The following is a 24,876-nucleotide window of genomic DNA, read 5'->3' as shown; positions in this document are numbered from 1 at the left end:
CGCAGCACGTACTGCAGGATGCCGTCGTTGCGGTAGTAGTCGGCCTCGCCGGGGGTGTCGATGCGAACGACCGCGTCGAACTCGACGCTCTCGCCGCCCTCCTTCGTGGCCTTGACGTGCACAGTCTTGGGGACAGAGCCCTCGTTGATCGCCTCGATGCCGGTGATGTCGAAGGTCTCGGTGCCGTCCAGACCCAGGGAGTCGGCGCTCTCGCCCTGGGGGTACTGCAGCGGCAGCACGCCCATCCCGATGAGGTTGGAGCGGTGGATGCGCTCGTAGCTCTCGGCGATGACGGCGCTGACGCCCAGCAGACGCGTGCCCTTGGCAGCCCAGTCGCGCGAGCTGCCCGAGCCGTACTCCTTGCCCGACAGCACGACCAGCGGCACCCCGGCCTCCTGGTAAGCCTGCGACGCTTCGTAGATCGTCGTCTGCTGCCCACCGTCGAGGAAGTTGCGGGTGAAGCCGCCCTCGACGCCGTCGAGCAGCTGGTTGCGCAGGCGGATGTTCGCGAACGTGCCGCGGATCATCACCTCGTGGTTGCCGCGCCGGCTGCCATAGGAGTTGAAGTCCTTCTTGTCGACGCCGTGCTCGGACAGGTACACACCCGCCGGGCTGTCGGCCTTGATCGAACCGGCCGGGCTGATGTGGTCGGTGGTCACCGAGTCACCCAACTTGGCCAGCACCCGCGCGCCGGAGATGTCCGACACGGGAGTCAGCTCCATCGTCATGCCCTCGAAGTACGGGGGCTTGCGCACGTACGTCGAGTCGGCGTCCCACTCGAAGGTGTTGCCGTCGGGGGTGTCGAGGTCGCGCCAGCGGTCATCACCCTTGAAGACGTCGGCGTACTGCTCGAGGAACATGTCGCGGTCGATCGAGGAGTCGATCGTCGCCTGCACGTCTTCGGCGGTGGGCCAGATGTCCTTCAGGAAGACGTCGTTGCCGTCGGTGTCCTGCCCCAACGCCTCCTTCTCGAAGTCGAAGTCCATCGTGCCGGCCAGCGCGTAGGCCACGACCAGCGGCGGGGACGCCAGGTAGTTCATCTTGACGTCGGGGTTGATGCGGCCCTCGAAGTTGCGGTTGCCCGAGAGCACCGAGGTGACCGCGAGGTCGTGCTCGTTGACCGCGGCGGAGACGTCCTCGGGCAGCGGGCCCGAGTTGCCGATGCACGTGGTGCAGCCGTAGCCGACGAGGTGGTAGCCGAGGTCCTGCAGCGCGGGCCACAGCCCGGCCTTCTCGTAGTACTCGGTGACGACCTTGGAGCCGGGCGCCATCGAGGTCTTGACCCACGGCTTGACCTTGAGGCCCTTCTCGCTGGCCTTCTTCGCGAGCAGGCCCGCGGCGAGCATGACCGAGGGGTTCGAGGTGTTCGTGCACGAGGTGATCGAGGCGATCGAGACGATGCCGTGGTCGATGTCGAAGGATTGACCGTCGCGGCTCAGCGTGACGCGCTTGTGCGGGCGGCTGATGCCGTTGCCCTCGTCGATCGGTCGGTTGCCGCCGTTGACGCCGTCAGCCGACCCCTGCGGGGTCGGGTCGCTGGCCGGGAAGCTCGAGCCGGCGCCGCGATCGCCCTCGTCACCGTCGACGTATGTCGGCAGCACCTTGCGGAAGGACTCCTTGGCCTCCGAGAGCAGGATGCGGTCCTGCGGGCGCTTTGGCCCGGCGATCGCGGGGACGACCGTGGACAGGTCGAGTTCGAGGTCCTCGGAGAAACGCAGCTCCTTGCTCGGGTCGAGCCACATGCCCTGCGTCTTGGCGTACGCCTCGACGAGCGCGACCTGCTCGTCGCTGCGGCCGGTGAGGCGCAGGTAGTCCAGCGTCACGTCGTCGATGGGGAAGATCGCGCACGTCGAGCCGAACTCGGGGCTCATGTTGCCGATCGTCGCGCGGTTAGCCAGCGGGATGGAGGCGACGCCCTCGCCGTGGAACTCGACGAACTTGCCGACGACCCCGTGCGCCCGCAGCATCTCGGTGATGTTGAGCACGACGTCGGTCGCGGTGACCCCGGCGGGGATCTCGCCGGTGATCTTGAAACCGACGACCCGCGGGATGAGCATCGAGACCGGCTGGCCGAGCATCGCGGCCTCCGCCTCGATCCCGCCGACGCCCCAGCCGAGCACGCCGAGACCGTTCTCCATCGTCGTGTGCGAGTCGGTGCCGACACACGTGTCGGGGTAGGCCTGCCCGTCACGCTCCATGACGACGCGCGCGAGGTGCTCGATGTTGACCTGGTGCACGATGCCGGTGCCGGGCGGTACGACCTTGAAGTCGTCGAAGGCGCCCTGGCCCCAACGCAGGAACTGGTAGCGCTCGCCGTTGCGCTGGTACTCGAACTCGACGTTGCGCTCGAAGGCGTCGCGCTGACCGAAGACGTCGATCTGCACCGAGTGGTCGATGACGAGCTCGGCCGGAGACAGCGGGTTGACCTTCTCGGCGCTGCCGCCGAGCTCTTCGACGGCCTCGCGCATCGTGGCCAGGTCGACGATGCAGGGCACGCCGGTGAAGTCCTGCATGATGACGCGGGCCGGGGTGAACTGGATCTCGGTGTCGGGCTCGGCGTCGGCGTCCCAGCCGCCCAGCGCGCGGATGTGGTCGGCGGTGATGTTCGCGCCGTCCTCGGTGCGCAGCAAGTTCTCCAGCAGCACCTTGAGGCTGTAGGGCAAGGTGTCGTGGCCGTCCACCTTGTCGATGCGATAGATCTCGTAGGACTTGTCCCCGACCTGCAGGGTGTCCTTGGCCTGGAAACTGTCGGGTGCGTGGCTCACCACTGGGCTCCTTCGCTGCTGTCGGTGATGCTGTCGATGCTGCCCGATCGCGGCGGCTCGTGCGCGGCCTGGGACCAACCGACCCGATTCAGATCTGCTTCAACGGATCGATCGGGCAGGACCACGGCGGACAAATATCTTGATGTCGAGATAAATTATCACACCCTCAGGCGTCGGTCACCCTCGAATCGCGGAGCTGGGCCGGCAGATGGCGATGCACTCCACGTGATGGGTCATCGGGAAGGCGTCGAAGGCCCGCAGGGTGTCGAGCTCGTAGCCGGCGTCGGCCAGGGTCGCCAGGTCGCGAGCCAGGGCCGCCGGATCGCACGCTACGTAGGCGATCGCCCGCGGACTCAGCTGCGCGATCTGCCGGATGACCGGCGCACCCGCCCCGGCGCGCGGCGGGTCCAGCACGACGAGGTCGACCTCGTCGCCGCCGTCGATGAGGGGCTCCAGCGCCTGCTCGACCCGCTCGGCCCGCCACTCCAGCTGCTCCACCCGGGCGGTGTCGCGCTCGCCGGCGACGACGGCCCGCTCGTCGGACTCGACCGCGAGCACCGCTCCCTCGTCGCCGACGAGGTCGGCCAGCGCCCGGGCGAAGAGGCCGACTCCGGCGTACAGGTCGAGGGCCCGCTCCCCCGGCTGCGGGTCGAGCTCGCCCAGCACGTGGTCGAGGAAGGTGCTCGCCGCCCCGGGGTGCACCTGCCAGAAGCCGCGGGCGTCCACGGTGATGTCGCCGCTCCACGGCCCGCTGGCGACGTGCTCGGTGACCTCGGGCGCCTGCTTGACCCCGCCGGGCACCGGCACCAGCACCGCCGCCGGCGACCCGGGGTGCGATCCGGGGTCCGACCCGGGGTCCGACTCGGAGTCCGCAGCCGAGCCCGAGCCGGAGGGCGCGATCACGTCGACCGCCCGCTGCGCGGGCCAGCGTCGCCGCAGCACCCCCGAGTCGATGATCGGCTCCGCGGCGATGAGGCAGTCGTCGATGGGCAGCACGTCGCGGGTGTGGAAGGGGCGCAGGCCGGCGCGGCCCTCGCGGTCGACCGCGAACTCGACCCGAGTGCGCCACCGCAGGCCGTCGACGTCACCGGGCACGGGCTCGACGAGCACGTCGCGCTCGATGCCGGCGAGCCGGGACAGCTGCTCGGCGACGACCTGTGCCTTGAGCTCGCGCTGGTACCCCAGGTCCGCGTGTTGCAGGTCGCAGCCGCCGCACCCGCCCGGCCCGGCGTACTGGCACGGCGGAGTGACCCGATGCGGGTTGGCGGTCTCGACGGCCTCGACGTCGGCGAAGACGAACCGGTCGCCCGCCTTGCCGCGAGTCACGCGCACCTGCACCACTTCGGCCGGCAGGGCGTGACGCACGAAGACCACCCGTCCGTCGTCGTCGCGGGCCACCGCGTGCCCCCCGTGGGCGAAGCGGGTCGTCGCTACGCGCAGTTGTTGCCCGACGAGGGACCCTCGCGGCCCGCTCATGTCTGCCCCCCGCCGCGCTGGCCCGGCAGCTCGGGGCCAGGCCCCGCGGAGCTGCGTCCGGCCGGCGCGGTGTCGGTGTACCACTGTTCTTGTCCCTGCGATGAACTCAATTGCCACGGCACGCTGACCATCATGACGCCTGGGGTGAACAACAGCGCGGCCTTGAGCCGCAGCGCACTCTGGTTGTGCAGGATGTGCTCCCACCAATGCCCCACGACGTACTCGGGCACGTAGACGGTCAGCACGTCCCGCGGTGACTGGGTGCGCAGGCTCTTGACGTAGTCCAGGATCGGCCGGGTGATCTCGCGGTACGGGGAGTCCAGGGCCCGCAGCGGCACCGGGATCTGCCGACGCTCCCACTCGCGCATGAGCTCGCGCGTGTGCTCGGGATCGACATCGACGGTCACGGCCTCCAGGTAGGTGGGCCGGGCCGCCCGCGCGTAGGCCAGCGCGCGCATCGTCGGTTTGTGGATGCGGCTGACCAGCACGATCGCGTGCACCCGCGAGGGCAGCGCCCGGTCCTCGCGCGGATCGTCGCTGAGCGCCAACTCCCGCGACACCAGCTGATAGTGCTTGTGTACGCCGGCCATGAGGAAGAACAGCACGACCATCGCGGCCACCGCGTAGCCGGCGCCGTGGGTGAACTTGGTGAGCAGCACGACGACGAGCACGGTGGCGCTCATCAGGGCACCGACGCCGTTGATCGCCCGGGCCCGCAGCATCCGCTGCCGTTGACGCGCATCGTTCTCGGTGCGCAGGTGCCGGTTCCAGTGCCGGATCATGCCGAGCTGGCTGAGCGTGAACGAGACGAAGACCCCGACGATGTAAAGCTGGATGAGCTTGGTGACCTGCGCGTCGTAGATGACGATGAGCACGATCGCCGCCCCGGCCAGGATCATGATGCCGTTGCTGAAGGCGAGTCGGTCGCCCCGCTGGGAGAGCTGGCGCGGCAGGAAGCCGTCGCGAGCGAGCACGGAGGCGAGTACCGGAAAGCCGTTGAAGGCGGTGTTCGCGGCCAGGATGAGGATGATGCCGGTGACCCCGGCGATGAAGAACACGCCGGGGGCGAAGTTGTCGAAGACCGTGTGCGCGAGCTGGCCGATCACTGTCTCCTGCACGTAGCCGGCACCCACCGGCCGGCCGTCCCGGTACAGCTGGGTCGCCGGATCCTCCGCGAACTGCAGCCCGGTCTCGCGGGCCAAGAACATCATCGACATGAGCATCGTGATGGAGATCGCGCCCATGAGCAGCAGCGTCGTCGCCGCGTTGCGGCTCTTCGGCTTCTCGAACGCCGGTACCCCGTTGCTGATCGCCTCCACCCCCGTCAGGGCGGCGCACCCGGAGGAGAACGCTCGCAGCAACAGGAATGCGAAGGCCAGCGCCGTCAGCTGTTCGTAGCCGGGCTCGGGCAGCAGCTCCAGGTCGGCGCTGGGGGCAGCCGGCAGGGTGCCCATGGCGTCGCGGATGAAGCCCCAGCCCGCCATACCGACGATGCCGACCATGAAGGCGTACGTGGGCACCGCGAACCAGGTGCCCGACTCGCGCACCCCGCGCAGGTTCATCGTCGTGAGCAGCACTACGAGCAGCACCGCAATGGGCGTTTCGTGCCCGCGCACCCACGGCAGCGCGGCGCCGGCATTCTGCACCCCGGAGGACACGGAGACCGCGACGGTCAGCACGTAGTCGACAAGCAGGGCGCTGGCCACCGTCATGCCCGCCCGCGGCCCGATATTGACGGTCGCCACCTCGTAGTCGCCGCCGCCGGAGGGATAGGCGTGCACGTTCTGGCGATAGGAGGCCACGACGACGACCATGACGAAGGCGACCGCGAGGCCGATCTGCCAGGAGTGCGTCATCGCCATCGCGCCGCCGGCGAAGGCCAGGGTCAGCAGAATCTCGTCGGGCGCATAGGCCACCGACGACAGGGCGTCACTGGCGAAGACCGGCAGCGCGATGCGCTTGGGCAGCAACGTCTCGCCGAGACGATCGCTGCGCATCGCGCGGCCGAGCAGGAGCCGCTTGACGGCCCGACTGGTAGACACCGCAACAGCGTAGATCCGTTGGTAATCGACTCCGGCAGTGGTCGCTGAGGCCGACCTGAGCATGACCTGCGCACCAGGCGTGTACCGTCGGCGACGTGCACTTCGTCATCATGGGTTGCGGGCGCGTCGGCGCGACGCTGGCCCTCGGACTGGAGCAGCAGGGCCACGACGTGGCGGTCATCGACCAGAACCGCGCGGCGTTCCGCCGCCTCGGGCCCGACTTCGAGGGGCGTCGCGTCACCGGCCTGGGGTTCGACCGCGACACCCTCGTCAAGGCCGGCATCGAGCACGCCTACGCCTTCGCGGCGGTCAGCAGCGGCGACAACTCCAATATCCTCGCCGCGCGGGTGGCGCGGGAGACGTTCGGCGTGACCAACGTCGTGGCCCGCATCTACGATCCGGGGCGCGCCGAGCTGTACCAGCGCCTCGGCATCCCCACCGTCGCCACCGTGCGCTGGACCGCCGACCGCGTCATGCGCCGGCTACTGCCGCACGGCTCCGTGCCGCTGTACACCGACCCCAGCGGCAAGATCGTCCTCGCCGAGGTCGCCACCAACAAGGGCTGGATCGGCAAATCGATTCCCTGGATCGAGGCCCGGACCGGCGCCCGCATCGCGTACGTGTCGCGGCTCGGGCAGGGTGTTCTGACCACGCCGCAGACCGTCTTCCAGGACGCCGACATGCTCGCCGTGATGTGCCCCGGCGACGACCTACCCCGCATCGAGCGCCTGCTCGAGTCACCGCCTCCGGCCGACTGACCTGCGCTCACGTTCAGTCCCGGCAGCCCCATCACGGCAGACAAGGAGTCCTTCGAATGCGCGTGGTCATCGCCGGCGCCGGCAGCGTCGGCCGCTCGATCGCCCGGGAGCTCATCGGCAACGGGCACGAGGTGCTGCTCATCGACAACGACGCCGACGACGTGCAGTCCTCGCGCGTGCCCGACGCCTCGTGGCTGCTGGCCGACGCGTGCGAGCTGGCCGCCCTGCACGAGGCGGGCCTGGACACCTGCGATGTCGTCGTGGCGGCCACCGGTGACGACAAGGTCAACCTCGTGCTCTCGCTGCTGGCCAAAACCGAGTTCGGCGTGCCCCGCACCGTCGCTCGCGTCAACAACCCCAAGAACGAGTGGATGTTCGACGAGGGCTGGGGCGTCGACGTCGCCGTCTCGACGCCCCGGCTGATGACAGCGCTTGTGGAGGAGGCGGTCTCGGTCGGCGATCTGGTGCGCATCTTCGAGTTCGCCCAGTCGCACGCGATCCTCGTGGAGATGACGCTGCCGTCGGTCAGCCCCTGGGCCACTCGACGGGTCGGCGACGTACCCTGGCCCCCGGACACGGTACTGACGTGCCTGGTGCGCGAGCAGCGGGCCATCGCCCCCTCGCCGGACGACCTGCTGGAGGTCGGCGACGAACTGCTGCTCGTCACCTCCGTCGAATCCGAGGAGGCGCTGGAGCGCCTGCTCAACCCCGATGTGGAGCACACTCGCGCGCAGGACTGACGCGATGCCCTCGGGGCTGGGTCCCGGTGGCTGGGTCCCAGTGGCCGGGTTCAGTGGTTGCCGGGGGCGGGCAGGATGTCGTAGCGCGGGTTGTAGATGACCGGTTGCCCCCGTCGCATCGCCACCCGGCCCCGCACGCGCAGCCGCACACCGCAGCCGATTCCGGGGATCTCGCGGCGCCCCAGCCACACGATCGACAGCGATCCGGTGCCGTCGAACAACTCCCCGATGACGCTGGGCACCTGCCCCGGTGGCGGGATAGAAATGTTGCGCAGCACCCCGACCGCGTCGACCAGGGCGCGGTCGCTGACCGACCCCAGCGGATCGGCGCCGGCCTCCAACGCATCCTGCGACAGCTCCTGCGCTTCGAGTTCGGCGGCCGAACTCGTCAGGCGTGAGCGCACCCGCGACCAGAACCCCATGGCCTTCTTCCCCCCCATCGCAGTCCGGTCAGCGGACCTCGGTGATCTCGGGGCCGCGTTCGAACGGGCGCAGGTCGTCGGTCGAGTGCTCGGCCGGCTGCTGACCCTGTTGCGCCTGGTCCAACGGAACCGCCGGGCCCGCCTCGGGAGTCGCCTCCGGTGCCACCGGCTCCGGAGGCAGCCGCAGCGGCAGCAGTTCACGGGGAGCCATCGGCTCGTGCCCGCGATCGACGATCGTCACGTGCAGCAGGTCGACGAACGGGCGCGCCGCCTCCGCGTCGGTGGCCGCAGGCCCGCTGATGACGCCGCGCAGAAACCACCGGGGCCGGTCGATGCCGACGAAGCGCATCGCGTTGGTCACGGGTCGGCCGTCGGCGCCGAGCCCGGGCACCCGTACGATGAGTTCGGTGCCGAACGGCCCCACCTCGGTCGTCGAGCTGCCGCCCTGTGCGGTCAGCGCTTCCGCGATCTCGCCGCGGATCTCGTCCCAGATCCCGGTGGACTTCGGGGCGGCGAACGCCTGCAGCTGCAGCTGCGAGTTGCCCAGGTGCACCCGCACGGCGGTGACATCGCCGCTGGCCTGGTCCAGCTCCATGGACACCACGAGGCCCCTGATGCCGGGCAGCAGGATGGCACCGAGGTCGACGAGGCCGGCGCGGGTCGTCAGCGTGCTCGCGTCGAAGGGGCCGAGCTCGGCCTCCTCGCCGGTCTCGCTGGTCTCGCCGGTCTTGGCGGCACCGGAGGTCGCGTCGGTCGCCGCTGCTCCGCCGCCGGCGGGGGCGTCCGCCGGCGCGGGCTGCGCGTCGGTCTGGGAACTCACCGAGCCCTCGGGGGCTTCGGGGGTCGCCTCGTCCGCGGTGGCCCGCTTACGCCGGAACAGTGCCATCGTTCTTCCTCCTGCTGGGCGCCGCCGCGGTGGCGGCGCGCCGATCGGTGTGGCGGCTGGGTCACCGTCTCGGTGACCGTCGCAGCCGGCGAGCCGGCTACCTCGGCCCGATACCCCCGGTCGAACCATGTCCAGTGTCCCCCCGAACGGACTCCGAAAGCACATCGACCTCTTCCCAGGCCACGATCGCGACTTCCTGGAGCAGCAGTTGCGCGATCCGGTCCCCCCGGCTGACGCGCACGGCGTGCTCGGAATCCGTGTTGATGAGGTTGACGAAGATCTCACCTCGGTAGCCGGAGTCGATGGTGCCGGGCGCGTTGACGATGCTCACGCCGTGCCGCGCGGCCAACCCCGAGCGCGGATGCACCAACCCCACCCAACCGGGCGGGATCTGCACGGCGATGCCGGTGCCGACGAGCGCCCGGTGACCGGGCTGCAGGAGCGCATCCTCGCGGGCGAGCAGGTCGAGCCCGGCGTCACCGGGGCGCGCGTACGCCGGCAGCGGCAGCTGCGGGTCGAGCCGGCGCACGCGCACGGTCAGCGGCGCGCTGCCCGGCGACGTGACGACCGGCTCGGTGGCCGACTCGGTAGCCGACGCGACTCCAGGGGAGTCGCTCATGTCAGCTCGCGCACTCCTTGCAGATGGGCTGCCCGCCCGACTGCCCAGCCAGCTGGCTGCGGTGGTGCACGAGGAAACACCGGCTGCAGGTGAACTCGTCTGCCTGCTTGGGGATCACCCGCACCGAGAGCTCTTCACCGGAGAGGTCGGCTCCAGGCAGCTCGAAGCCTTCCGCCTGCTCGGTCTCGTCGACGTCGACGCTGGAAGCGCCCTTGTCGACCCGGCGCGACTTCAGCTCCTCGAGGGAGTCCTCGTTCAGGTCGTCGTCGTCGGTCTTGCGTGGTGCGTCGTAGTCAGTTGCCATCTGCGCGTGTCTCTCCTAGTCCCAGCTCGCAGGGCCCGCCTGCGTCCACCCTGTGTCAACCGTGCTGTCACCCGGTGCGGGCCGACGCGGGGATTGTGCCCTATTCGCGCCTCCTAAACGACAACCGGGCCCCAACCATTCCGTGTCGACCCTCCTCATCGACCGCCGGCACGCTGCACTGCGTGCCGTCGAAGCCCCAGTCTGGGTGTCAGGCCCCAGGCATTCACGCACGTCACCGGAGCGAACCGCGGGTATGCGACAAGCCGTTCAGCCAGAAGTAACACAGGCGTAACCTGGCGATTCGCCGTGGGTGGCGTAGACCACATAGGCTCCACGAGCCAACGACCGACGGCGAGGGCCATTGGCCAGAGTCGCCCTCCTCGCCCGAAGACCTCGAAAACTCACCAGGAGGTGGAACCATGTCCGAACTCTCCCTTGCTCTGCTCGACCGTACACACGAAGCTCTGCAGGCCCTCGATCAGGCGCGCCTTGCCGACGACGAGGTACTGACGCATGTCCGCCTCGGGGAGCTGAACTCCCTGGCCCGCACCGCGGCCGACCACGAGATCGACATGCCCGAGCTGGCTCCGTTCCGCTCGCTGAGCCAGGCCTGCTGACCGCGGCCCAACACGTCTCGCCGACACTCGGCGCCGGCACCCCGATCGGGTCAGCCGGCGCCGAGTTCGCGTATCAGGGCTCGCAACTCGCCGTGCACCCCGGGCCCGCCGGCCGCCACTCCCCCGTCTCCGGGCGCGTCGTCGGCGATGCCGGTGACGAGCCCACCCGCCTCGGTGACCAGCAGCCAGCCGGCGGCGTAGTCCCACGCGTGCACGCCCTTCTCGTAGTAGGCGTCGAGGCGCCCGGCGGCCACCGCGCAAAGGTCCAGGGCCGCGCTGCCCGCCCGCCGGATGTCGCGCACGCGCGGCAGGATGTCGAGCAGGAGGTGCGCCTGTCGGCGCCGGACCTCCGGCAGGTAGCCGAAGCCCGTGCCCAGCAGCGCGAACTCCAGGCTGTCCGCCGCGCTGACGTGCAGTCGCGCCCCAGCAGGTACCGGTTCGTCGGCTGCGGGACTCGCGGGACTCGCGGGACTCGCGCTCGGGTGCGCAGGGTCGACTGCCTGCACGTAGGCGCGTCCGCCGCGCCAGGCGCTGTAGACCAGGCCGGCGCTGGGGTGGGCCACGGCACCGGCCACGGGCCACCAGGCGCCGTCGATGCGGGGATCGCCGACGACTGCGGCCACCGACAGCGCGTACTCCGGGATGCCGTAGAGGTAGTTGACGGTGCCGTCGATGGGATCGAGCACCCAGGTGATGGCACCGGTCCCGGCCTGCGCGCCGCCCTCCTCGCCGAACACCGCGTCGCCGGGACGCACCTGGGCCAGCCGCTGCCGCAGGAGCGTCTCGGCGGCGGCGTCCATCGACGTGACGACGTCGGTGCCGCTGGACTTGGTGTCGACCCGCAGCTCCCGGGGTCGCTGGGCGACGATGAGGTGACCGGCCTCGACCGCCAAGTCGCGGGCCAGGGAGGCGAGTTGCGCCAGGTCTTCGTCGCCGACGTCGACCGGGCCGTCGATGGGAGCCTCGATCGGGGCGTCGATCGAGCCGTTCGGGCCACCGACCGGAGCGGAATCCTGCGGTCGGGCCGGCTGCGCTGCGTCCATACCGGCGACCCTAGCCACGCGAACCGCTGGTGTCGTTTCCGCGTCGTGGCTGTCGTCGGTAGGCTGACCGGGGCTCCGAGTGCCTGTGTGCGCCGAATCCGACGCGCAGCGGCACTTGTCCACCTCTGAACTCGGGGCCGACGTGGGGGCGACGTAGCGACCTGGAGAACACATGCCCGACCTGCACCTCATCGGCGTCCACGAGGACGGCGAGCACCTGCTGCTCTCCGGCCGCGGCGGGCAGGAGTTCCGGCTGCCGATCGACGACACGCTGCGCGCCCTGCTGCGCCGCGAGTACGCCCAGGCGCGTACCGACGCCGAACCGATGCGGCCCACCGAGGTGCAAGCGATGATCCGCGCCGGGGCCAGCGCGCAGGAGGCGGCCGAACGGGCCGGCTGGTCGGTCGAGAAGGTGCACCGCTACGAGGGCCCGATCCTGGCCGAGCGCGCCCACATCGCCCGCCTGGCCGGGGATGCCCACGTGCCGACCCACGGCAGCGACCCGGTGACGCTCGGCGAACGGGTCGAGCGCCGGCTGGAGTCGCGCGGGGTGCCCAGCGAGCAGGTCGAGTGGGACTCCTGGCGCTCCGAGGACGGTCAGTGGACGGTCGAGCTCGGCTTTCCCGCCGGTGGGCGCCGCCGGGTCGCCTCCTGGTTCTTCTCCCGCTCGGGCATGACCGTGACCCCGGTCGACGACGAGGCCCGCTGGCTGACCGGCGACGACAGCCCCGGGCAGCCCCAGGCCCCGCGGGGGCGGACGCTGCCGACCCGCGGGGCAGCCCAGGAATGGCGGCAGGAGAACGCCCAGGAGTGGCAGCCGGAGGCGCCGCAGGAGTGGGACCACGACGCCGGCCGCGACCCGGTCGCCGGCCACCAGGAGCACCGGCCCGAGCGCGCGACGGGCGCGAGCCGCGGCGAGACGCTGCAGGCCGACCGGGCGCGCCGGGACGTCTACCAGCAGGTCGGGCACGAGCAGGTGCTCTACCGCCAGGGCAGCGCGCACCCGGGCGCGCAGCACCAGGACCGCGCCGGGCAGCCGGGCACCGCCACGCCCGGAGCCGGTCGCGGGGAGTCCGAGCACACGCCCGACGGTGGGCGGGCTGCGTCTCGTCCGGCGCGAGGTGCCGGGGCTGCGAGCCCGCAGGAATTGGGACGCCCGGAGCGCGGCCGCGCGGTCGACCCGGACAGTGAGCTGATGAGCGATCTGCGCGAGCGGGCCGCTCAGCGTGGTCGCCGTCGTCCCCGTCGGCTGCCGAGCGGCGGTCGGGGCGCGCGTGCGGCTTCGCCGACCGCCTCGGGCACGACCGACTCGGGCACGACCGACTCGGGCACGACCGACTCGGTGGCACCGCCCGCCGGACCTACGCCGCCGACGGCGGCCGGCACCGCCCCCACAGATATCCCGGATGTCGGCGTCGCTCCGGATCCCGAGGCCGTGCCCCTGGAGCCGCTGGACTACGACCCGCAGCGCGACGGCCTCCCCCCGGCCGCGCATGCGAACCCCGCCGAGGACGGCCCCGACGGTCGCCCCGAACCTGCGGCGGCCGACCTGGCTCCCGCGGCCCCCGACCTGGCTCCCGCGGCCCCCGACGCGGCTCCCGCGGCCGCTGACGCGGCGGAAGCCGGTGCTGCGCCCGCCTCCGCTCCGTCGGACGACGCCGCCATCACCGAAGCCACGTCGGAGTCCTCGGAGCACGGCACAGCGGAACAGAGCACAGCGGCGGCCGAGCCGGTCCAGGCAGAGGAGGCGCGTCGATCGACGGGCGTCCGAAGCCAGGCCCGCCACACGGAGCCGGAGCTGCCCCTGGGCGAGGTACCGCCGGAGGCCGCGGCGGACGACGCCGCCCAGGGCACGCCGGAGGGTGCTGCGGTCCAGACCCCGACCGAGTCAACCGGATCCGCTGCCGACCCGTCCGTCGGTGAGGTCCCCGAGATCCTCGACTCCCCTGGACTCTCCGACACCCTTGAAAGCCCCGAGACGCCCGGGGAGCCGGCCGACCAGCCCCCCGCCGCGGCGGCTGACACCAAGGCAGCCGAGGCAGCCGAGCAACCCGAGGCACAGACCTCGGAAACGACACCGGCTGCATCCGCCAAGCCGGCCGCTCGCAAGCGCACCCGCACGCGACGGACCAGCGGCGGCACAGCGACCGCTCCAGCCGACGCTGCAGCGGACGATGACTCCCGCGGGGCCGCGACCCAACCGGCCGCGACCAAACCGACTGCCACCAAACCGACCGCGCCGAAGCCCGCCGCGCCCAAACCCGCCGCTGCGAAGTCCACCCCGTCAAGGACTGCCGCGCCCAAGTCCACAGGACCGGCCAAGGAGCCCGCGGCGGGCGACGAGGCGGCCACCAAGCGGCCGCCGCAGCGTTCGAGCCGTCGCGGCCGGGCCAGCGTGCCGGCCTGGGACGACATCATGTTCGGCGCCAAGCACCCCGAGGACTGAGACGCGCCCGCCGAGCGCCGGGCCCGCGACGGGCGCGCTCGACCCGTCAGGCGCGGTGCATCAAGAGGGGGATCTGCACCTCGTCGGCGGTCAACGAGCCGTGCACGCCCAGTAGGGAGAGCACCTCGGGGCGGTGGATGCGGCTGTCGACGACCGCGACCGATCCGCGCATCGCCGCGATGACGTCGCCGATCCGAGGCCGCACGGTGGGGCTCACCGCGCCGAACCAGCCGGTCGACTCGGCCTCCTCGCGTGGCACGACCCAGGCATCGTCGCCGAGCCGGGCGCGCCACGCGGCGAGCACGTCGGCGACGGCCCCCGTCTCGCAGTAGAGCTGCACCGCGCGCGGCTCCCCTCCGACCAGCCGCACCCCGGCATCCAGGTCCGGCTCGTGAGCGACGTCGAGGCGGTGCTCGAACGGCACGTCGACCATGCCGTGATCGGCGGTCACGTACAGGCTGGTCTCGCGCGGTAGGCGGCGGGCCAGCCCGGCGAGTTCACGGTCCAGGGACTCCAGCTCGTCGCCCCACTGCCAGGAATCGCAACCGTGCACGTGCCCGACCTTGTCCAGCTCACCCCAATAGAGGTACACGAGCGCCCGCGACGGCTGGTCGGCGCGCTCCGTGGCCTGCAGCGCCGCGAGCGTCTGGTCGACACGTTCGGCCAGCTGCCGCCCGGCGCGAAAGCGCGCGCCCCGCAAGGCTGCCGTCGTCAGGCCGGAGCCGTCGAAGTAGCCCGGCCCGATCATCGTGACGGCCACCCCGGCGACCTCCGCCCGCTCGAAGACCGTCGGGGCGGGCTGCCAGGCACGCGGGTCGGGGCCGTCCTTCCAACTCAGCTCGTTGAAGACCCGGCCGCTGCCCGGGTCGAGCACCTCGTAACCGACGAGGCCGTGTGCCCCCGGCGGCAGCCCGGTGCCGAAGGTGCCCATGCTCGTCGCGGTCGTCGATGGAAATCCGCTGGTCAACGTGCGCGACGAGGTCAGCAACGACCGCAAGAACGGCGCGTGCCCGCCGCGGCGGGCCAAGAGTTGGGCGCCCAGGCCGTCGACGAGGACGACGACGGCGCTTCGGCTCGGCTCCAACGGCACAAGCTGTGCAGGCCAACGCGGCTCGTGCGCCCCCGGCGCAGGCACGCCCAGACTCGCTGCGACCGACGGCAGCACGGCTGCCAACCCGGTCGCGTCGTAGGCGGGGTTGGCGGGCGAAGCCGGGGTTACTGGCGTTGCCGGCGTCGTCGTGGCCGCGGTCTCGAGCGGCGATCGGCTCCGGGGCTTTCGACTCCGCGGTTTCCTGCTCGGTGGGTCGTCACCGTGGGTGCTCACCGGATCTGCCTGCCTTCCCGTCGCGTGCGCCTTGCCGTCGGCGCGTTCTCACGGCATCGTGACGGCCGTCGTCACCGGGCCGTGGCCGCCTGCAGGGCGTTGGCGAAGGCCATGGCCTGAGTCAGCGCCTCCTCGCCGTCGGCGACCGCGGAGACGCGCACACTGATGTCGTCGGCGGTCAGCGAGCCCTCGTAGCCGTGGTCGGCGTCGCACTGCGGGTCGCCGCAGGTGGCCGGCAGCAGGTCGATGCGGCTGACGGACCCCCAGCCGATGGTCACGGTGACCTCGTGGCCGAGCCGCCCCGGCACATAGGAGGCGGGGTCGGCGACGACGTGGGTGAGCATCACCCCGCGCACCCCACCCAGCGGCACGCTCTCCGAGGTCGCGGTCGCGGCGCCAGGGCCCCCGCCCTCGACGTCGTCGTCGGCGTGCACGACGATCAGGCGCGTGTCGGTGAGCACCAGCACGGTGACGTGCCGACGCACCGTGTCGTGGTCGAACGTCGTCTCCTGATGCACCAGGTGCGAGGCGACCACGTCGTGAGCCAGGGCGGTGCGCACGACGTCGCCGACCAGCGCGGGGTAGTAGCCGGCACGCTCGATCGCGCGAGTCAACTCGGAGGGCAACGCCTGCCCGGGGGCGCCCGAACGGAAACTCATGCCGTCCATCCTGACCTACCCGCGCCCCGATCGTGGCATCTCCCTGCTTAGTTCATGGCGCGGCGGCCGGCGTCCGTGCGAGTGGCGGCCGGGGCGACATGGACGCGGGCGCGCAATACATCGACCCCGTCACGGCGGGCGTTGACGTGCTCCAGCACGAGCCGGGAGATCTCCGGCACGTCGTCGGCCAGGGCGGCGACCCGGCCGATGATGTTCTCCAGCGCGGGATAGTCCACGGGCGCGCTGCCGCGGTGCCCGAAGAGCAGCGGCGAGCTGCGCAAGCCCTCCACGAGGGCGCGGATGTCGCTGTCGGTCAGCGGCGGGATGCGGTGCGAGACGTCGCCGAGCAGTTCGCTGCCGGGATCGGCCAGGGCGAAGCTGACGACCGGGCCGAACAGCGGGTCCTCCGTCGAGGAGATCATCGTCGCGATACCGGGCGGGGCGGTCCGCTGCAGCACCAGGCGCGGGTCGCCGAACGCGGCCAACCGCCGCTTCATCGACTCGAAGGCCTCCTCGATGCCCTCCGGGGTCGTCTCCTCGTTGCTCTCGCCACCGGCTCCGGGCCGGAAGCGGACCGACTCGATGAGCGAGCGCAGCACGACCGGCATGCCGAGCTCCTGCGCCGCCTCCACCGCCTCCTGGGCGGTGGCCACGGGAATCGTCGGCCACACGTCGATGCCGTACGCGGCCAGCAGCGTGGTCGTCTCCTGCGGGCTGAGGTCGCGACCCTCCGGAGCGCCGTCGAGCACGCGCTGCACGATGGCATCGACCGCGCCCCGGTTGACCCCCGAAGGGCGGATTCGCTCGCCGTGGTCGCTGCGCTTCCACGCGGCGTAACGGCTGGCCTTGGCCAGGGCGTTGATGCCGTCCAGCGGAGTCTCGTAGACCGGCACGATCTGCCGCTCGCCGGTGCGCCGGTCGAGCAACTTGCCGGCCTTGCGCATGATGCGCGAGACGTCCCGGGTGCCGACAAAAGCCGTGACGCAGGGCTTGCCGGTGCCCCCGGCGATGTGCGCGATGGCCCGCGCGACCTCCTCCTCGTTGGTGGCCAGCGGCGCCACGAGCGTCACGGACACCATGTCGACGCCCGGCCGGGCGAAGGCGGCCTCGACCTCTTCGGCGATCTCGCGCGGCGAGTATCCGGTCGGCAGCGGCACCGGCTCACCGACGACCCGCAGGCCGGCCTGCGCGGCGGCCTCGGCGGTGATGGCGTTGAGCCCCGCCGACGTACCCAGAATCGCGACGCCGTCACCCTCGGGCAGTGGTTGCTGAGCGACCAACTGACACACGTGGGTCAGTTCGCGAATTGTGTCGGTGGGGATGACGCCGGCCTGGTCCAGCAGTGCGTCGAAGGCCGTCGGGTCGACGCGACTGGCGCGGGCGCGGTGCCCCGGGGGCACCCGCCCGACCGTCGGCGACTTGACGACGACGGTCGGCTTTCGCAGCGACAACTGGCGCGCGATGCGACTGAACTTGCGCGGATTACCGACCGATTCGAGATAGATCGCCACGGTCTTGGTCTTGTCGTCGTCGATGAAGTACTGCATGACGTCGTTGGTGGACACGTCGACGCGGTTGCCGGCCGACACGGCCGCGGACAGCCCCAGGTGCGCCCGGATCATCGAGGCGATGAGGCCGACCCCCAGTCCGCCGCTCTGGCTGAACAGGCCCAGGGTGCCGGGGTGCGGTAGGTCGGCCGAGATCGTCGCGTTGAGACGCACCTGAGGGTCGTTGTTGACGAGGCCGAACGAGCCTGGCCCCACGATGCGCATGCCGGCGCGGCGGGCCTGGGCGAGCAGATCGGCCTGTAGCTGCGCCCCCTCCGGTCCCGCCTCGGCGAATCCGACAGAGAACACGAGCAGCGTGCGGACCCCGGCCTGGGCGCAGTCGTCGACGACCGCGGAGACCGACTCCGCCGGGACGGCGATGACCGCCATGTCGATCGGCTCCCCGATGCTGGCCACCGACTTGTAGGTAGGCAGCCCGCGCACCGTGTCCGCCTCGGAGTGCACGACGTACACCGGCCCGGTGTACCCGGCATCGAGGATGTTGTCGACGACCTGGGAACCGAACGCATCGGGGCGGCGGCTCAGGCCGACGACGGCGATCGACTTCGGGCTGAGCACCGCGGCCATGCTCTGCGCCTCGGAGCGGTGCTCCCGCGAAAGCTGCACCGCCTGGGAGCGGTCGGTGGGCTCGATGGTGAACTCGACGGAGATGACACCGTCGTCGTAGTGGTGACGCACCTCATAGCCGGCGTCGGTGAAGACCTTCATCATCTTGCGGTTCTGCGGCAGCACGTCGGCCACGAACTTGGTGATGTCGTTCTCCTGGGCGATGGCCGCCAGGTGCTCCAGCAGCACCGAACCGACGCCCTTGCCGTGGTAGTGGTCGGAGATGTTGAACGCGACCTCGGCGGACTGTGGGTCGTCGAGCCGGTCGTAGCGCCCGATGCCGATCAGCTCGTCGCCGACGACCACGACCAAAGCGACCCGATCGCAGTAGTCCACGTGCGTGAAACGGTGCACGTCACGGTCGGACAGGCGCTTGATCGGGGCGAAAAAGCGCAGGTAGATCGACTCTTCGCTCTGTCCTTCGTGAAAGCGGTGGATCGCCTCGGCGTCTCGTGGCGTGATGGGCCGAACGTGCCCGATCGTGCCATCGCGCAGCACCACATCACCGACCCAGCGGGTGGGATACCCGGGGTCGTCGGAGTCGGTCTGGGCACCCGGCGTAGGTGCCGTGTTCGGGCGTTCGAGGGCCACCCCGGACTGCGACGTCATGGGCTCATCGTCCCACGGACTACCCCCGAAACGGGGAGGTGTGTCGTATCCAACGCGAGATTTGGCAAACTTAACGCGTGGACTTCGCAGACGTGGTTAGCGCCCGGCGCATGGTGCGCGACTTCGATCCGGCCCCCGTCGAGGAGGCCGTGGTGCAGCGCGCCCTGGAGCGCGCCGTGCGCGCCCCCAGCGCCGGATTCACCCAGGGGTGGGACTTCGTCGTGCTGACCAGCGAGGCGGAACGGGCCGCGTTCTGGGCAGCGACAGACGTAGCGGAGTCGGCGGCAGCGCCCGAGCCGGAGGGGCACCGCAAGCGGTGGCGCAGCGGGGTTCGTCGCGCACCGGTGCTCATCGTCGTGTGCTCGCGGCCGGACGCCTACGTGCAGCGCTACGCGCGCCCCGACAAGGCCGCCGTCGGGCTCGGCGAGGCCGCGCAGGCCTGGCCTATCCCCTATTGGGACGTCGACGCCGGCATGGCCGCGCTGCTCATGCTGCTCTCCGCCGTCGACGATGGCATCGGCGGGCTGTTCTTCGGGGTGCCCGCCGGACGCCACGACGCGGTCCGCGCCCAGTTCGGCATCCCCGGCGACCGTCGGCTCGTGGGGGTCGTCGCATTGGGCCGCCCTGCGACGAGACCGCGGGGGGCGAGCAGCCGCCGATCCGGCTCCGGTACGCCGCATCGACCGGCCCCTCGACCGCTGGAGGATGTGGTGCACAGGGGGCACTTTCGAGCCTGCGACGCACCCTGGTAGAGCGCCTGAAAGGGCGACCCGGCAGTTGCCGACTGTGCCGCGCCGAATGCCGCTAGGCTACTGACGAGCCGAGCGGCCGCAGGTCCGCGGCCGTCCGCGATCGAAGGAGCACGATGACGCTCGTCACTGCCAGCCAGGTGATTCTCGACCTGCCGACCGCAGACCGCGTCGGGGCCATCCGCGCGCTCGCCGAGACGTTCGTGTCCGAAGGCCGCGTCGACGATCTGGAGGCCTTCCTGGCGGACGTGCACCGCCGCGAAGACCTCATGGCCACCGGCCTGCCAGGCGGCATCGCGATCCCGCATTGCCGCACCGCTCACGTCAGCGAGCCGTCGATGGCGTTCGCCCGCTCCGACGCGGGCATCGATTGGGGCGCCGCGGATGGGCCGGCGAAGCTCATTTTCCTCATCGGCGTGCCCGAGGGCGGGCAATCTGATCAGCTTGCTGTGCTCGCTCAGTTGGCGCGACGGCTGACCAAGGCCTCGTTCCGCGATCAGTTGCTGACACTCACCGACCCGCGGGAAATCTGCGCGGTCCTCGAAGAACAGGTCATCCGATCTTGAAGCTCGACACTGACGCCAGCCCGTTCTCAGCCGTCATCACGGGAGGGGGTTCGGGCCTCGGTTCAGCGACAGCGCGCCGGCTGCACGCGTTGGGCGCCTCGATCGTCATCGCCGACCTGCCCGGCTCCCCCGGTCAGCAGCTTGCCGACGAGTTGGGTGACCGGGTTCGTTTCGTCCCCGCCGACGTCCGCTCGTCCGACGAGCTGGCGGCGGCCGTCGCCGCCGCCACGGAGCTGGGCGCGCTGCGCGTCGCCGTCGCCTGCGCCGGGGTCGCTACACCGGGGCGCATCCTGGGCCGCAAGGGCGTGCTGCCGTTGGAGACCTACCGCTCGGTTATCGAGATCAACCTCGTCGGCACGTTCAACCTGCTGCGGCTGGCCGCCGAGGCGATGGCCGGCAACGAGCCGCTGGACGGCGACCGGGGCGTCATCCTGATGACTGCGTCGATCGCGGCCTTCGACGGCCAGGTCGGCCAGGCTGCCTACGCCTCCAGCAAGGCCGGGGTCAGCGGCCTCACCCTGCCGGCCGCGCGGGACTTGGCAGACAAGAACATTCGCGTCGTCACCATCGCGCCGGGCACGTTCGAGACGCCGATGATGGCCGGGCTGCCGCAAGAGACCAAAGACAGCCTCGGCGCCATGGTCCCCCACCCCGCCCGCCTCGGCTACCCCGACGAGTACGCCATGCTCGCCGAGCACATCGTCGCCAACCCCATGCTCAACGGCGAGACCATCCGCCTCGACGGCGCCCTGCGGATGCCCCCGCGCTGACGTCCCCGACCACGGCTGGCCACGCCCTAGCGCGCCCGGCACCGCTCGGCGAGACGGGGCACAGCTCACCGGAACAGGGCACGGCCCAGCGCGACGGGCTGTGTACGGACGATCTCCCAAGAGTCGCCGACAGCCCGGGGCGACTCGTGCGCAGTAGGAAGCAGCGGGGCAGCCGACAGAAACCGGTATCCACATGCCCCCTGCTCGGTGTCCGTCTATCCCCAGGCGCCGAGTCGACCTCGGGCACGGCCACCGCGGCGCGCACCACAATCGCGCCCATGGATCCCATCGATCGGCTGGCGAAGGCGCACGACGACGTGTTCAGCGTGGCGGACGCCGCTGCCGTGGGCGTCGGCTCGGACATTCTGGACGCAGCGGTGCGGACGCGCCGCCTGGTCCGCCTGGCACGAGGGTGGTACGCACCACTGGAGAGCCTGCGCGGCATCGGCGACGAGGGACGCCATCGGCTCCGCATCCGCGCGGCCGTCGGACGCATCGGTCGTGGCACCGTGGCCACGCACCACAGCGCTCTCCTGGCTTACGGTTTGCCACTGTTCGAGGCAGACCTGGGCGTAGTGCACGTGGGATCGACCGCCACCAAGCGAACCCGACACATCTCCGGCCGGATGCAACACCGCCTCCCGCAGGGCACACCCGTGAGTCGAGTAGGACTGATCCCAACCGTCACGCCGGCCGTGGCGATCGTGCAAACAGGCCTGCACAACGGCGTCCGGGCCGGCCTCGTGGCAGCCGACGCCGCGCGACGAGCGCTCGATCCCGAGCTGAACAGCACCGTCGTGGCCAGCGCCGGGGCCAGCTCAACCGCTATCGACGACGCACTGCGCCTGTACCGCCGCGCGCCCGGTGTCGTCGCCTTGGCGCGGACCCTCGAACGAACCGATCCGCACGCGGAGTCTGTGGGAGAGAGCCTGCTGCGCTACGACCTGTGGACGCTGGGCGTCGCCGTCGAGTCGCAGTTCAAGATCAGCATCGGGCGCGCCACGCACCGCGCGGACTTCCGCGTCATCGGCACTCGGATGCTCATCGAGTTCGACGGTCTGGTCAAGCTCGAAGACCCGACGGAGCAGCGACGCGCCGACGAGCGCGAACGTGCAATGCGCCGCGACCGCTGGATCATCGTGCGCTTCACCTGGCCCGAACTGGGCAACCTGACGCTTATCTCGCAGCGACTGGCCGCCGAGGCCGCGTCCCACGGCCTCGCCTGGCCCGTCCGCAGGGCTACCTGACATCCGGCCCTCCAGACCGCGCGCGGCGGCCCCGCAGTGGGCCGGGCCCCACGGGACGGCACACGTCGTGGCGCATCGGCACACAGCCCAGCGCAACGGGACACAGGGCACCGCAACGGGACACGGCCTGACCCGACCGAACACAGCTGACCAGGCGTGTCCAGCGGGGTCAGGCCGTGTCCCGTTGCGAGGGGATGTGTCCCGTCCCGAGCGAAGTGCCCACCCCGGGTGTGGCGCGGTACGCCGCATCGCGTGTTGGAGCATGCAACGCGGCGGGGGGTCGGCGACATTTAGGGAGTATGGAGCTGGATGCGCCGGGGCCGGGGACGCCCATGGACTTCGAGACGTGGGCGCGTGCGCACACGCCCCGACTGCTCCGCGTAGCCACTCTGCTGACCGGTCGCCGCGCCGAGGCCGAGGACCTCGTGCAAGACGTCCTCCTCGTCACCTACCAACGGTGGGAGTCGATCGCGGCGATGGAGCGCCCATGGGCCTACGTGGTACGAACCTTGACCAACCGGCACCTGGCCAACGCCCGCAGCAACGGCCGCGAACTGCGCCGAATGCGACTCCACGCGCTCACCGAAATAAGTTGCATGCCAGAGGAGCTCGGCTTCGAACCGGACCTCGCCGCAGCGTTGGCCGGCCTCGGCCCTCGACAGCGCGCTGTCCTGCTCTTGCGCCACGTCGACGACATCAGCGACGACGACATCGCCGCGGCCCTGCGCTGCTCGGTCGCCACCGTGCGATCTCAGGCATCCCGCGCGCTCGCCCTCCTGCGCTCCGCGCTCACTCCCGCATCCACCTCGGCCGAATCGAGGCAGCCATGACCGAGCAAGACCCCCGACTCCGCGATGCGCTGCGCCCCACCCGGCAGGACCAGCACGACGCCGAACGGATCGTCGATGCCGTGCTAGCCGGTCAGGCACCCGCCCCCCGGCAAGACAGCGGCCGACCCGAAACACCCCGACGGCGTCGGTGGCTGGTGCCGGTAGCTGCCGCGGCCTCCGTCGCACTGCTCGTCGCCACAGTCGGCATGTGGCGTCCGTTGGGACCCGACCCGAACGCGGCCTCCACGGCACCGATCGCAGGTGCAACGGCCGGCGACCGACAGTCATCCGTCGAAACCCTCCTGGTCACATGCGGGCCAAACGGGACGATCTCCACATCCAGTGACCAGACAAACGCCGCGCCTGACGGGCTGCGGGTGCGGGTCGACAACCGCACCGGAACAGCCACGTCCCTGCGGCAACAGCAGGAGAGGAACGGCTCGGCGTCGCAGGCTTACACCTCCGCGCTGGAAGTGAGCATCGACATTCCACCGGGTACTAGCGACGTCGTGCTGACGCCGGCTCCCGGAGTGGTGCAGTTGCGCTGCGGCAACGGCGAGCTGATGAAACTGCAGTTGCAGGATCCGCACAGCTACTACCGCGGCGGCCCTGCGGACCTTCGCTGCAACGGCGAACAGCGCGCCCTCGATGTGCCCGACGAGGCCTTCGGTCGCGGACAGAGCCCGACCGAGGCACTGATCGATGCAGCTAAGAAGCAGGGATGGGACCCGATGCACGACACGACAATCCGGCCGATCATCGCGCTCGGCTATCGCGATGCCCCCGTCAAAGATGCCCTGGCACCCCTGCGTGGCACTGCCATGCTGCGAGCCAGCGTCACCATGGCGAGGGAGCCGTCCGCCTCATCCCCGGGCACCTTCGTGGCCCGCCCCGAGGCCGAGTGCAGCACCGGGTATCGGCGCACTCCGACCCCAGACCCCGCGGACGAGCCTCCTGTCGTCACGCGATCGGGGGTCATGCCGTGCCCGCGCGGGGACGGACCGCTATGGGCACATGCCGGCTACGGTCCCACTCCGCAGCAAGCAGCCGCGTCGCTCACCACGAAATTCGGCGACGGCCGGTTGCGGCCGGTGACCCGCTGGCCCGATGAGGAGCCACCGGGCGGCGGGCAGACCTGGGCCATGGAGGTGGACGGCCAGCCGGTCGTGTCGATAACGGTCCGGCCCACAACCCCGGAGCAGGCCGCGTTCGCTCAAGGCTTCCAGGCGTTGCCAGACCGGATCTGCTCGATGTCGATGTTGCAGGACATCGGGCGCACCGTCTCCGGATAGTCACCCCCGGGCAAAGGCACGGACCTCGTGTCGATCTCGACGTAGGCTTTCACCGTGCGCTCCCCACTGGCAGCCGAGACCAGCCAACACCCCAGACAGCGAGTGCTGATTTCCTGCGCAGTGACGGTCACGGTCGCGCTGCTCACGGCCGCCTGCGGTACGCCGCAGTCCTCGGCATCGAGCCCCAGCACAGGCGTCTCGCCGGCGACGCCCCTGCTCGTCACGTGCGGGCCGAATGACGCGATCACCATTTCCTCCGACACGGTCGACGCAGCCCCCGACGGCGTGCCCGTGCAGGTCGACAACAACACCGGAGCCGCCACCTCACTGGTGCAGAAACAGCAGGGCGGCAATCCGACGTCGCAGGCCTACACGTCGGAGTTGGAGATCGCCACCGACCTGGACACCGGGACAAACGACCTCGTGCTCACGGCGACTCCCGGACTACTGCAATTGCGCTGCGGCGACGGCCAATCGGTCGACGTGCGGGTGGTGGCTCCGCAGCAGTCGGCACCCGCCAAGCCCTGACTGCTGCTCG

At 71.0% G+C, this 24,876-nt stretch carries 22 protein-coding genes; 11 read left to right on the top strand and 11 right to left on the bottom strand.

Annotated elements, in window-relative coordinates; all coding sequences use genetic code 11:
* The 3 genes from acnA to KILIM_RS18955 all read right to left on the bottom strand — a co-directional run.
* Nucleotides 1-2,765 (bottom strand): aconitate hydratase AcnA (gene acnA, locus KILIM_RS18965; RefSeq protein WP_006594360.1); only part of this gene is annotated, 2,765 nt, incomplete at its 3' end.
* Nucleotides 2,766-2,942: 177 nt separating this feature from the next.
* Nucleotides 2,943-4,241 carry a class I SAM-dependent RNA methyltransferase gene (locus KILIM_RS18960; protein WP_006594359.1) on the bottom strand — a complete coding sequence of 433 codons (1,299 nt, stop codon included), beginning with the start codon at nt 4,239-4,241 and terminating at the stop codon, nt 2,943-2,945.
* Nucleotides 4,238-6,238, bottom strand: a complete 2,001-nt coding sequence (locus tag KILIM_RS18955) for an APC family permease (protein WP_246308529.1) — start codon at nt 6,236-6,238, stop codon at nt 4,238-4,240. Before KILIM_RS18955 ends, KILIM_RS18960 begins: the two co-directional genes overlap by 4 nt.
* 140 nt (nt 6,239-6,378) lie before the next feature.
* Here KILIM_RS18955 and KILIM_RS18950 point away from each other — a divergent pair, with 140 nt between their 5' ends.
* Nucleotides 6,379-7,041 (top strand): potassium channel family protein, encoded by a 663-nt coding sequence (locus tag KILIM_RS18950; protein WP_006594357.1) that lies wholly within the window; start codon nt 6,379-6,381, stop codon nt 7,039-7,041.
* Between the two features lie 56 nt (nt 7,042-7,097).
* The gene (locus tag KILIM_RS18945; RefSeq protein WP_006594356.1) at nt 7,098-7,781 is read left to right on the top strand and encodes a potassium channel family protein; all 684 of its coding nucleotides are present in this window, start codon (nt 7,098-7,100) and stop codon (nt 7,779-7,781) included.
* Nucleotides 7,782-7,831: 50 nt separating this feature from the next.
* Here the strand turns inward: KILIM_RS18945 and KILIM_RS18940 are convergent, their stop codons facing one another.
* From KILIM_RS18940 to KILIM_RS18925, 4 genes are all read right to left on the bottom strand, one after another.
* Nucleotides 7,832-8,221 (bottom strand): OB-fold nucleic acid binding domain-containing protein, encoded by a 390-nt coding sequence (locus tag KILIM_RS18940; protein ID WP_157551829.1) that lies wholly within the window; start codon nt 8,219-8,221, stop codon nt 7,832-7,834.
* A gap of 10 nt (nt 8,222-8,231) precedes the next feature.
* Nucleotides 8,232-9,089 (bottom strand): DUF3710 domain-containing protein, encoded by an 858-nt coding sequence (locus tag KILIM_RS18935; protein ID WP_006594354.1) that lies wholly within the window; start codon nt 9,087-9,089, stop codon nt 8,232-8,234.
* A 97-nt stretch (nt 9,090-9,186) separates the two neighbouring features.
* Complete coding sequence (gene dut / locus KILIM_RS18930) at nt 9,187-9,708, bottom strand: dUTP diphosphatase (RefSeq protein WP_006594353.1); 522 nt, start codon at nt 9,706-9,708, stop codon at nt 9,187-9,189.
* Nucleotide 9,709: 1 nt separating this feature from the next.
* The gene (locus KILIM_RS18925; protein ID WP_006594352.1) at nt 9,710-10,012 is read right to left on the bottom strand and encodes a DUF4193 domain-containing protein; all 303 of its coding nucleotides are present in this window, start codon (nt 10,010-10,012) and stop codon (nt 9,710-9,712) included.
* Between the two features lie 419 nt (nt 10,013-10,431).
* Between KILIM_RS18925 and KILIM_RS18920 the strand changes: the two genes are divergently transcribed.
* A complete protein-coding gene (locus KILIM_RS18920) occupies nt 10,432-10,629 on the top strand; it encodes a hypothetical protein (RefSeq protein WP_006594351.1) in 198 nt (65 codons plus the stop codon).
* Between the two features lie 50 nt (nt 10,630-10,679).
* Here the strand turns inward: KILIM_RS18920 and KILIM_RS18915 are convergent, their stop codons facing one another.
* Entirely contained in the window at nt 10,680-11,672 is a 993-nt protein-coding gene (locus KILIM_RS18915; protein WP_157551828.1) for an inositol monophosphatase family protein, read from the bottom strand.
* A gap of 172 nt (nt 11,673-11,844) precedes the next feature.
* On the opposite strand from KILIM_RS18915, the gene sepH reads away from it, so the two are divergent.
* Nucleotides 11,845-14,118 (top strand): septation protein SepH, encoded by a 2,274-nt coding sequence (sepH, locus tag KILIM_RS22785; protein ID WP_006594349.1) that lies wholly within the window; start codon nt 11,845-11,847, stop codon nt 14,116-14,118.
* A gap of 46 nt (nt 14,119-14,164) precedes the next feature.
* Here the strand turns inward: sepH and KILIM_RS18905 are convergent, their stop codons facing one another.
* From KILIM_RS18905 to KILIM_RS18895, 3 genes are all read right to left on the bottom strand, one after another.
* Nucleotides 14,165-15,292, bottom strand: coding sequence for an alkaline phosphatase family protein (locus tag KILIM_RS18905; RefSeq protein WP_040563861.1), 1,128 nt, complete (start codon nt 15,290-15,292; stop codon nt 14,165-14,167).
* A 221-nt stretch (nt 15,293-15,513) separates the two neighbouring features.
* Entirely contained in the window at nt 15,514-16,110 is a 597-nt protein-coding gene (locus KILIM_RS18900; RefSeq protein WP_006594346.1) for a DUF5998 family protein, read from the bottom strand.
* A 38-nt stretch (nt 16,111-16,148) separates the two neighbouring features.
* A complete protein-coding gene (locus KILIM_RS18895) occupies nt 16,149-18,884 on the bottom strand; it encodes a bifunctional acetate--CoA ligase family protein/GNAT family N-acetyltransferase (protein WP_006594345.1) in 2,736 nt (911 codons plus the stop codon).
* Between the two features lie 77 nt (nt 18,885-18,961).
* Between KILIM_RS18895 and KILIM_RS18890 the strand changes: the two genes are divergently transcribed.
* The 7 genes from KILIM_RS18890 (at nt 18,962) to KILIM_RS18860 (ending at nt 24,866) form a co-directional block, all read left to right on the top strand.
* Nucleotides 18,962-19,636, top strand: coding sequence for a nitroreductase family protein (locus KILIM_RS18890; RefSeq protein ID WP_006594344.1), 675 nt, complete (start codon nt 18,962-18,964; stop codon nt 19,634-19,636).
* Between the two features lie 113 nt (nt 19,637-19,749).
* Nucleotides 19,750-20,199, top strand: a complete 450-nt coding sequence (locus KILIM_RS18885; protein ID WP_006594343.1) for a PTS sugar transporter subunit IIA — start codon at nt 19,750-19,752, stop codon at nt 20,197-20,199.
* Nucleotides 20,196-20,969 carry an SDR family NAD(P)-dependent oxidoreductase gene (locus tag KILIM_RS18880; protein ID WP_006594342.1) on the top strand — a complete coding sequence of 258 codons (774 nt, stop codon included), beginning with the start codon at nt 20,196-20,198 and terminating at the stop codon, nt 20,967-20,969. Before KILIM_RS18885 ends, KILIM_RS18880 begins: the two co-directional genes overlap by 4 nt.
* 278 nt (nt 20,970-21,247) lie before the next feature.
* The gene (locus tag KILIM_RS18875) at nt 21,248-22,216 is read left to right on the top strand and encodes a putative endonuclease domain-containing protein (RefSeq protein WP_006594341.1); all 969 of its coding nucleotides are present in this window, start codon (nt 21,248-21,250) and stop codon (nt 22,214-22,216) included.
* Between the two features lie 332 nt (nt 22,217-22,548).
* Nucleotides 22,549-23,046, top strand: a complete 498-nt coding sequence (locus KILIM_RS18870) for a sigma-70 family RNA polymerase sigma factor (RefSeq protein ID WP_040563860.1) — start codon at nt 22,549-22,551, stop codon at nt 23,044-23,046.
* Between the two features lie 377 nt (nt 23,047-23,423).
* Nucleotides 23,424-24,338 (top strand): hypothetical protein, encoded by a 915-nt coding sequence (locus tag KILIM_RS18865; RefSeq protein WP_157551827.1) that lies wholly within the window; start codon nt 23,424-23,426, stop codon nt 24,336-24,338.
* 120 nt (nt 24,339-24,458) lie between these two features.
* Entirely contained in the window at nt 24,459-24,866 is a 408-nt protein-coding gene (locus tag KILIM_RS18860; protein WP_006594338.1) for a hypothetical protein, read from the top strand.
* Nucleotides 24,867-24,876: the final 10 nt, after the last annotated feature.

The sequence above is a fragment of the Kineosphaera limosa NBRC 100340 genome, assembly GCF_000298215.1.
Taxonomy (GTDB): domain Bacteria; phylum Actinomycetota; class Actinomycetes; order Actinomycetales; family Dermatophilaceae; genus Kineosphaera; species Kineosphaera limosa.
The sequence above is the reverse complement of the archived record's forward strand: the minus strand, read 5'-3'. Positions and strand labels throughout refer to the sequence as shown.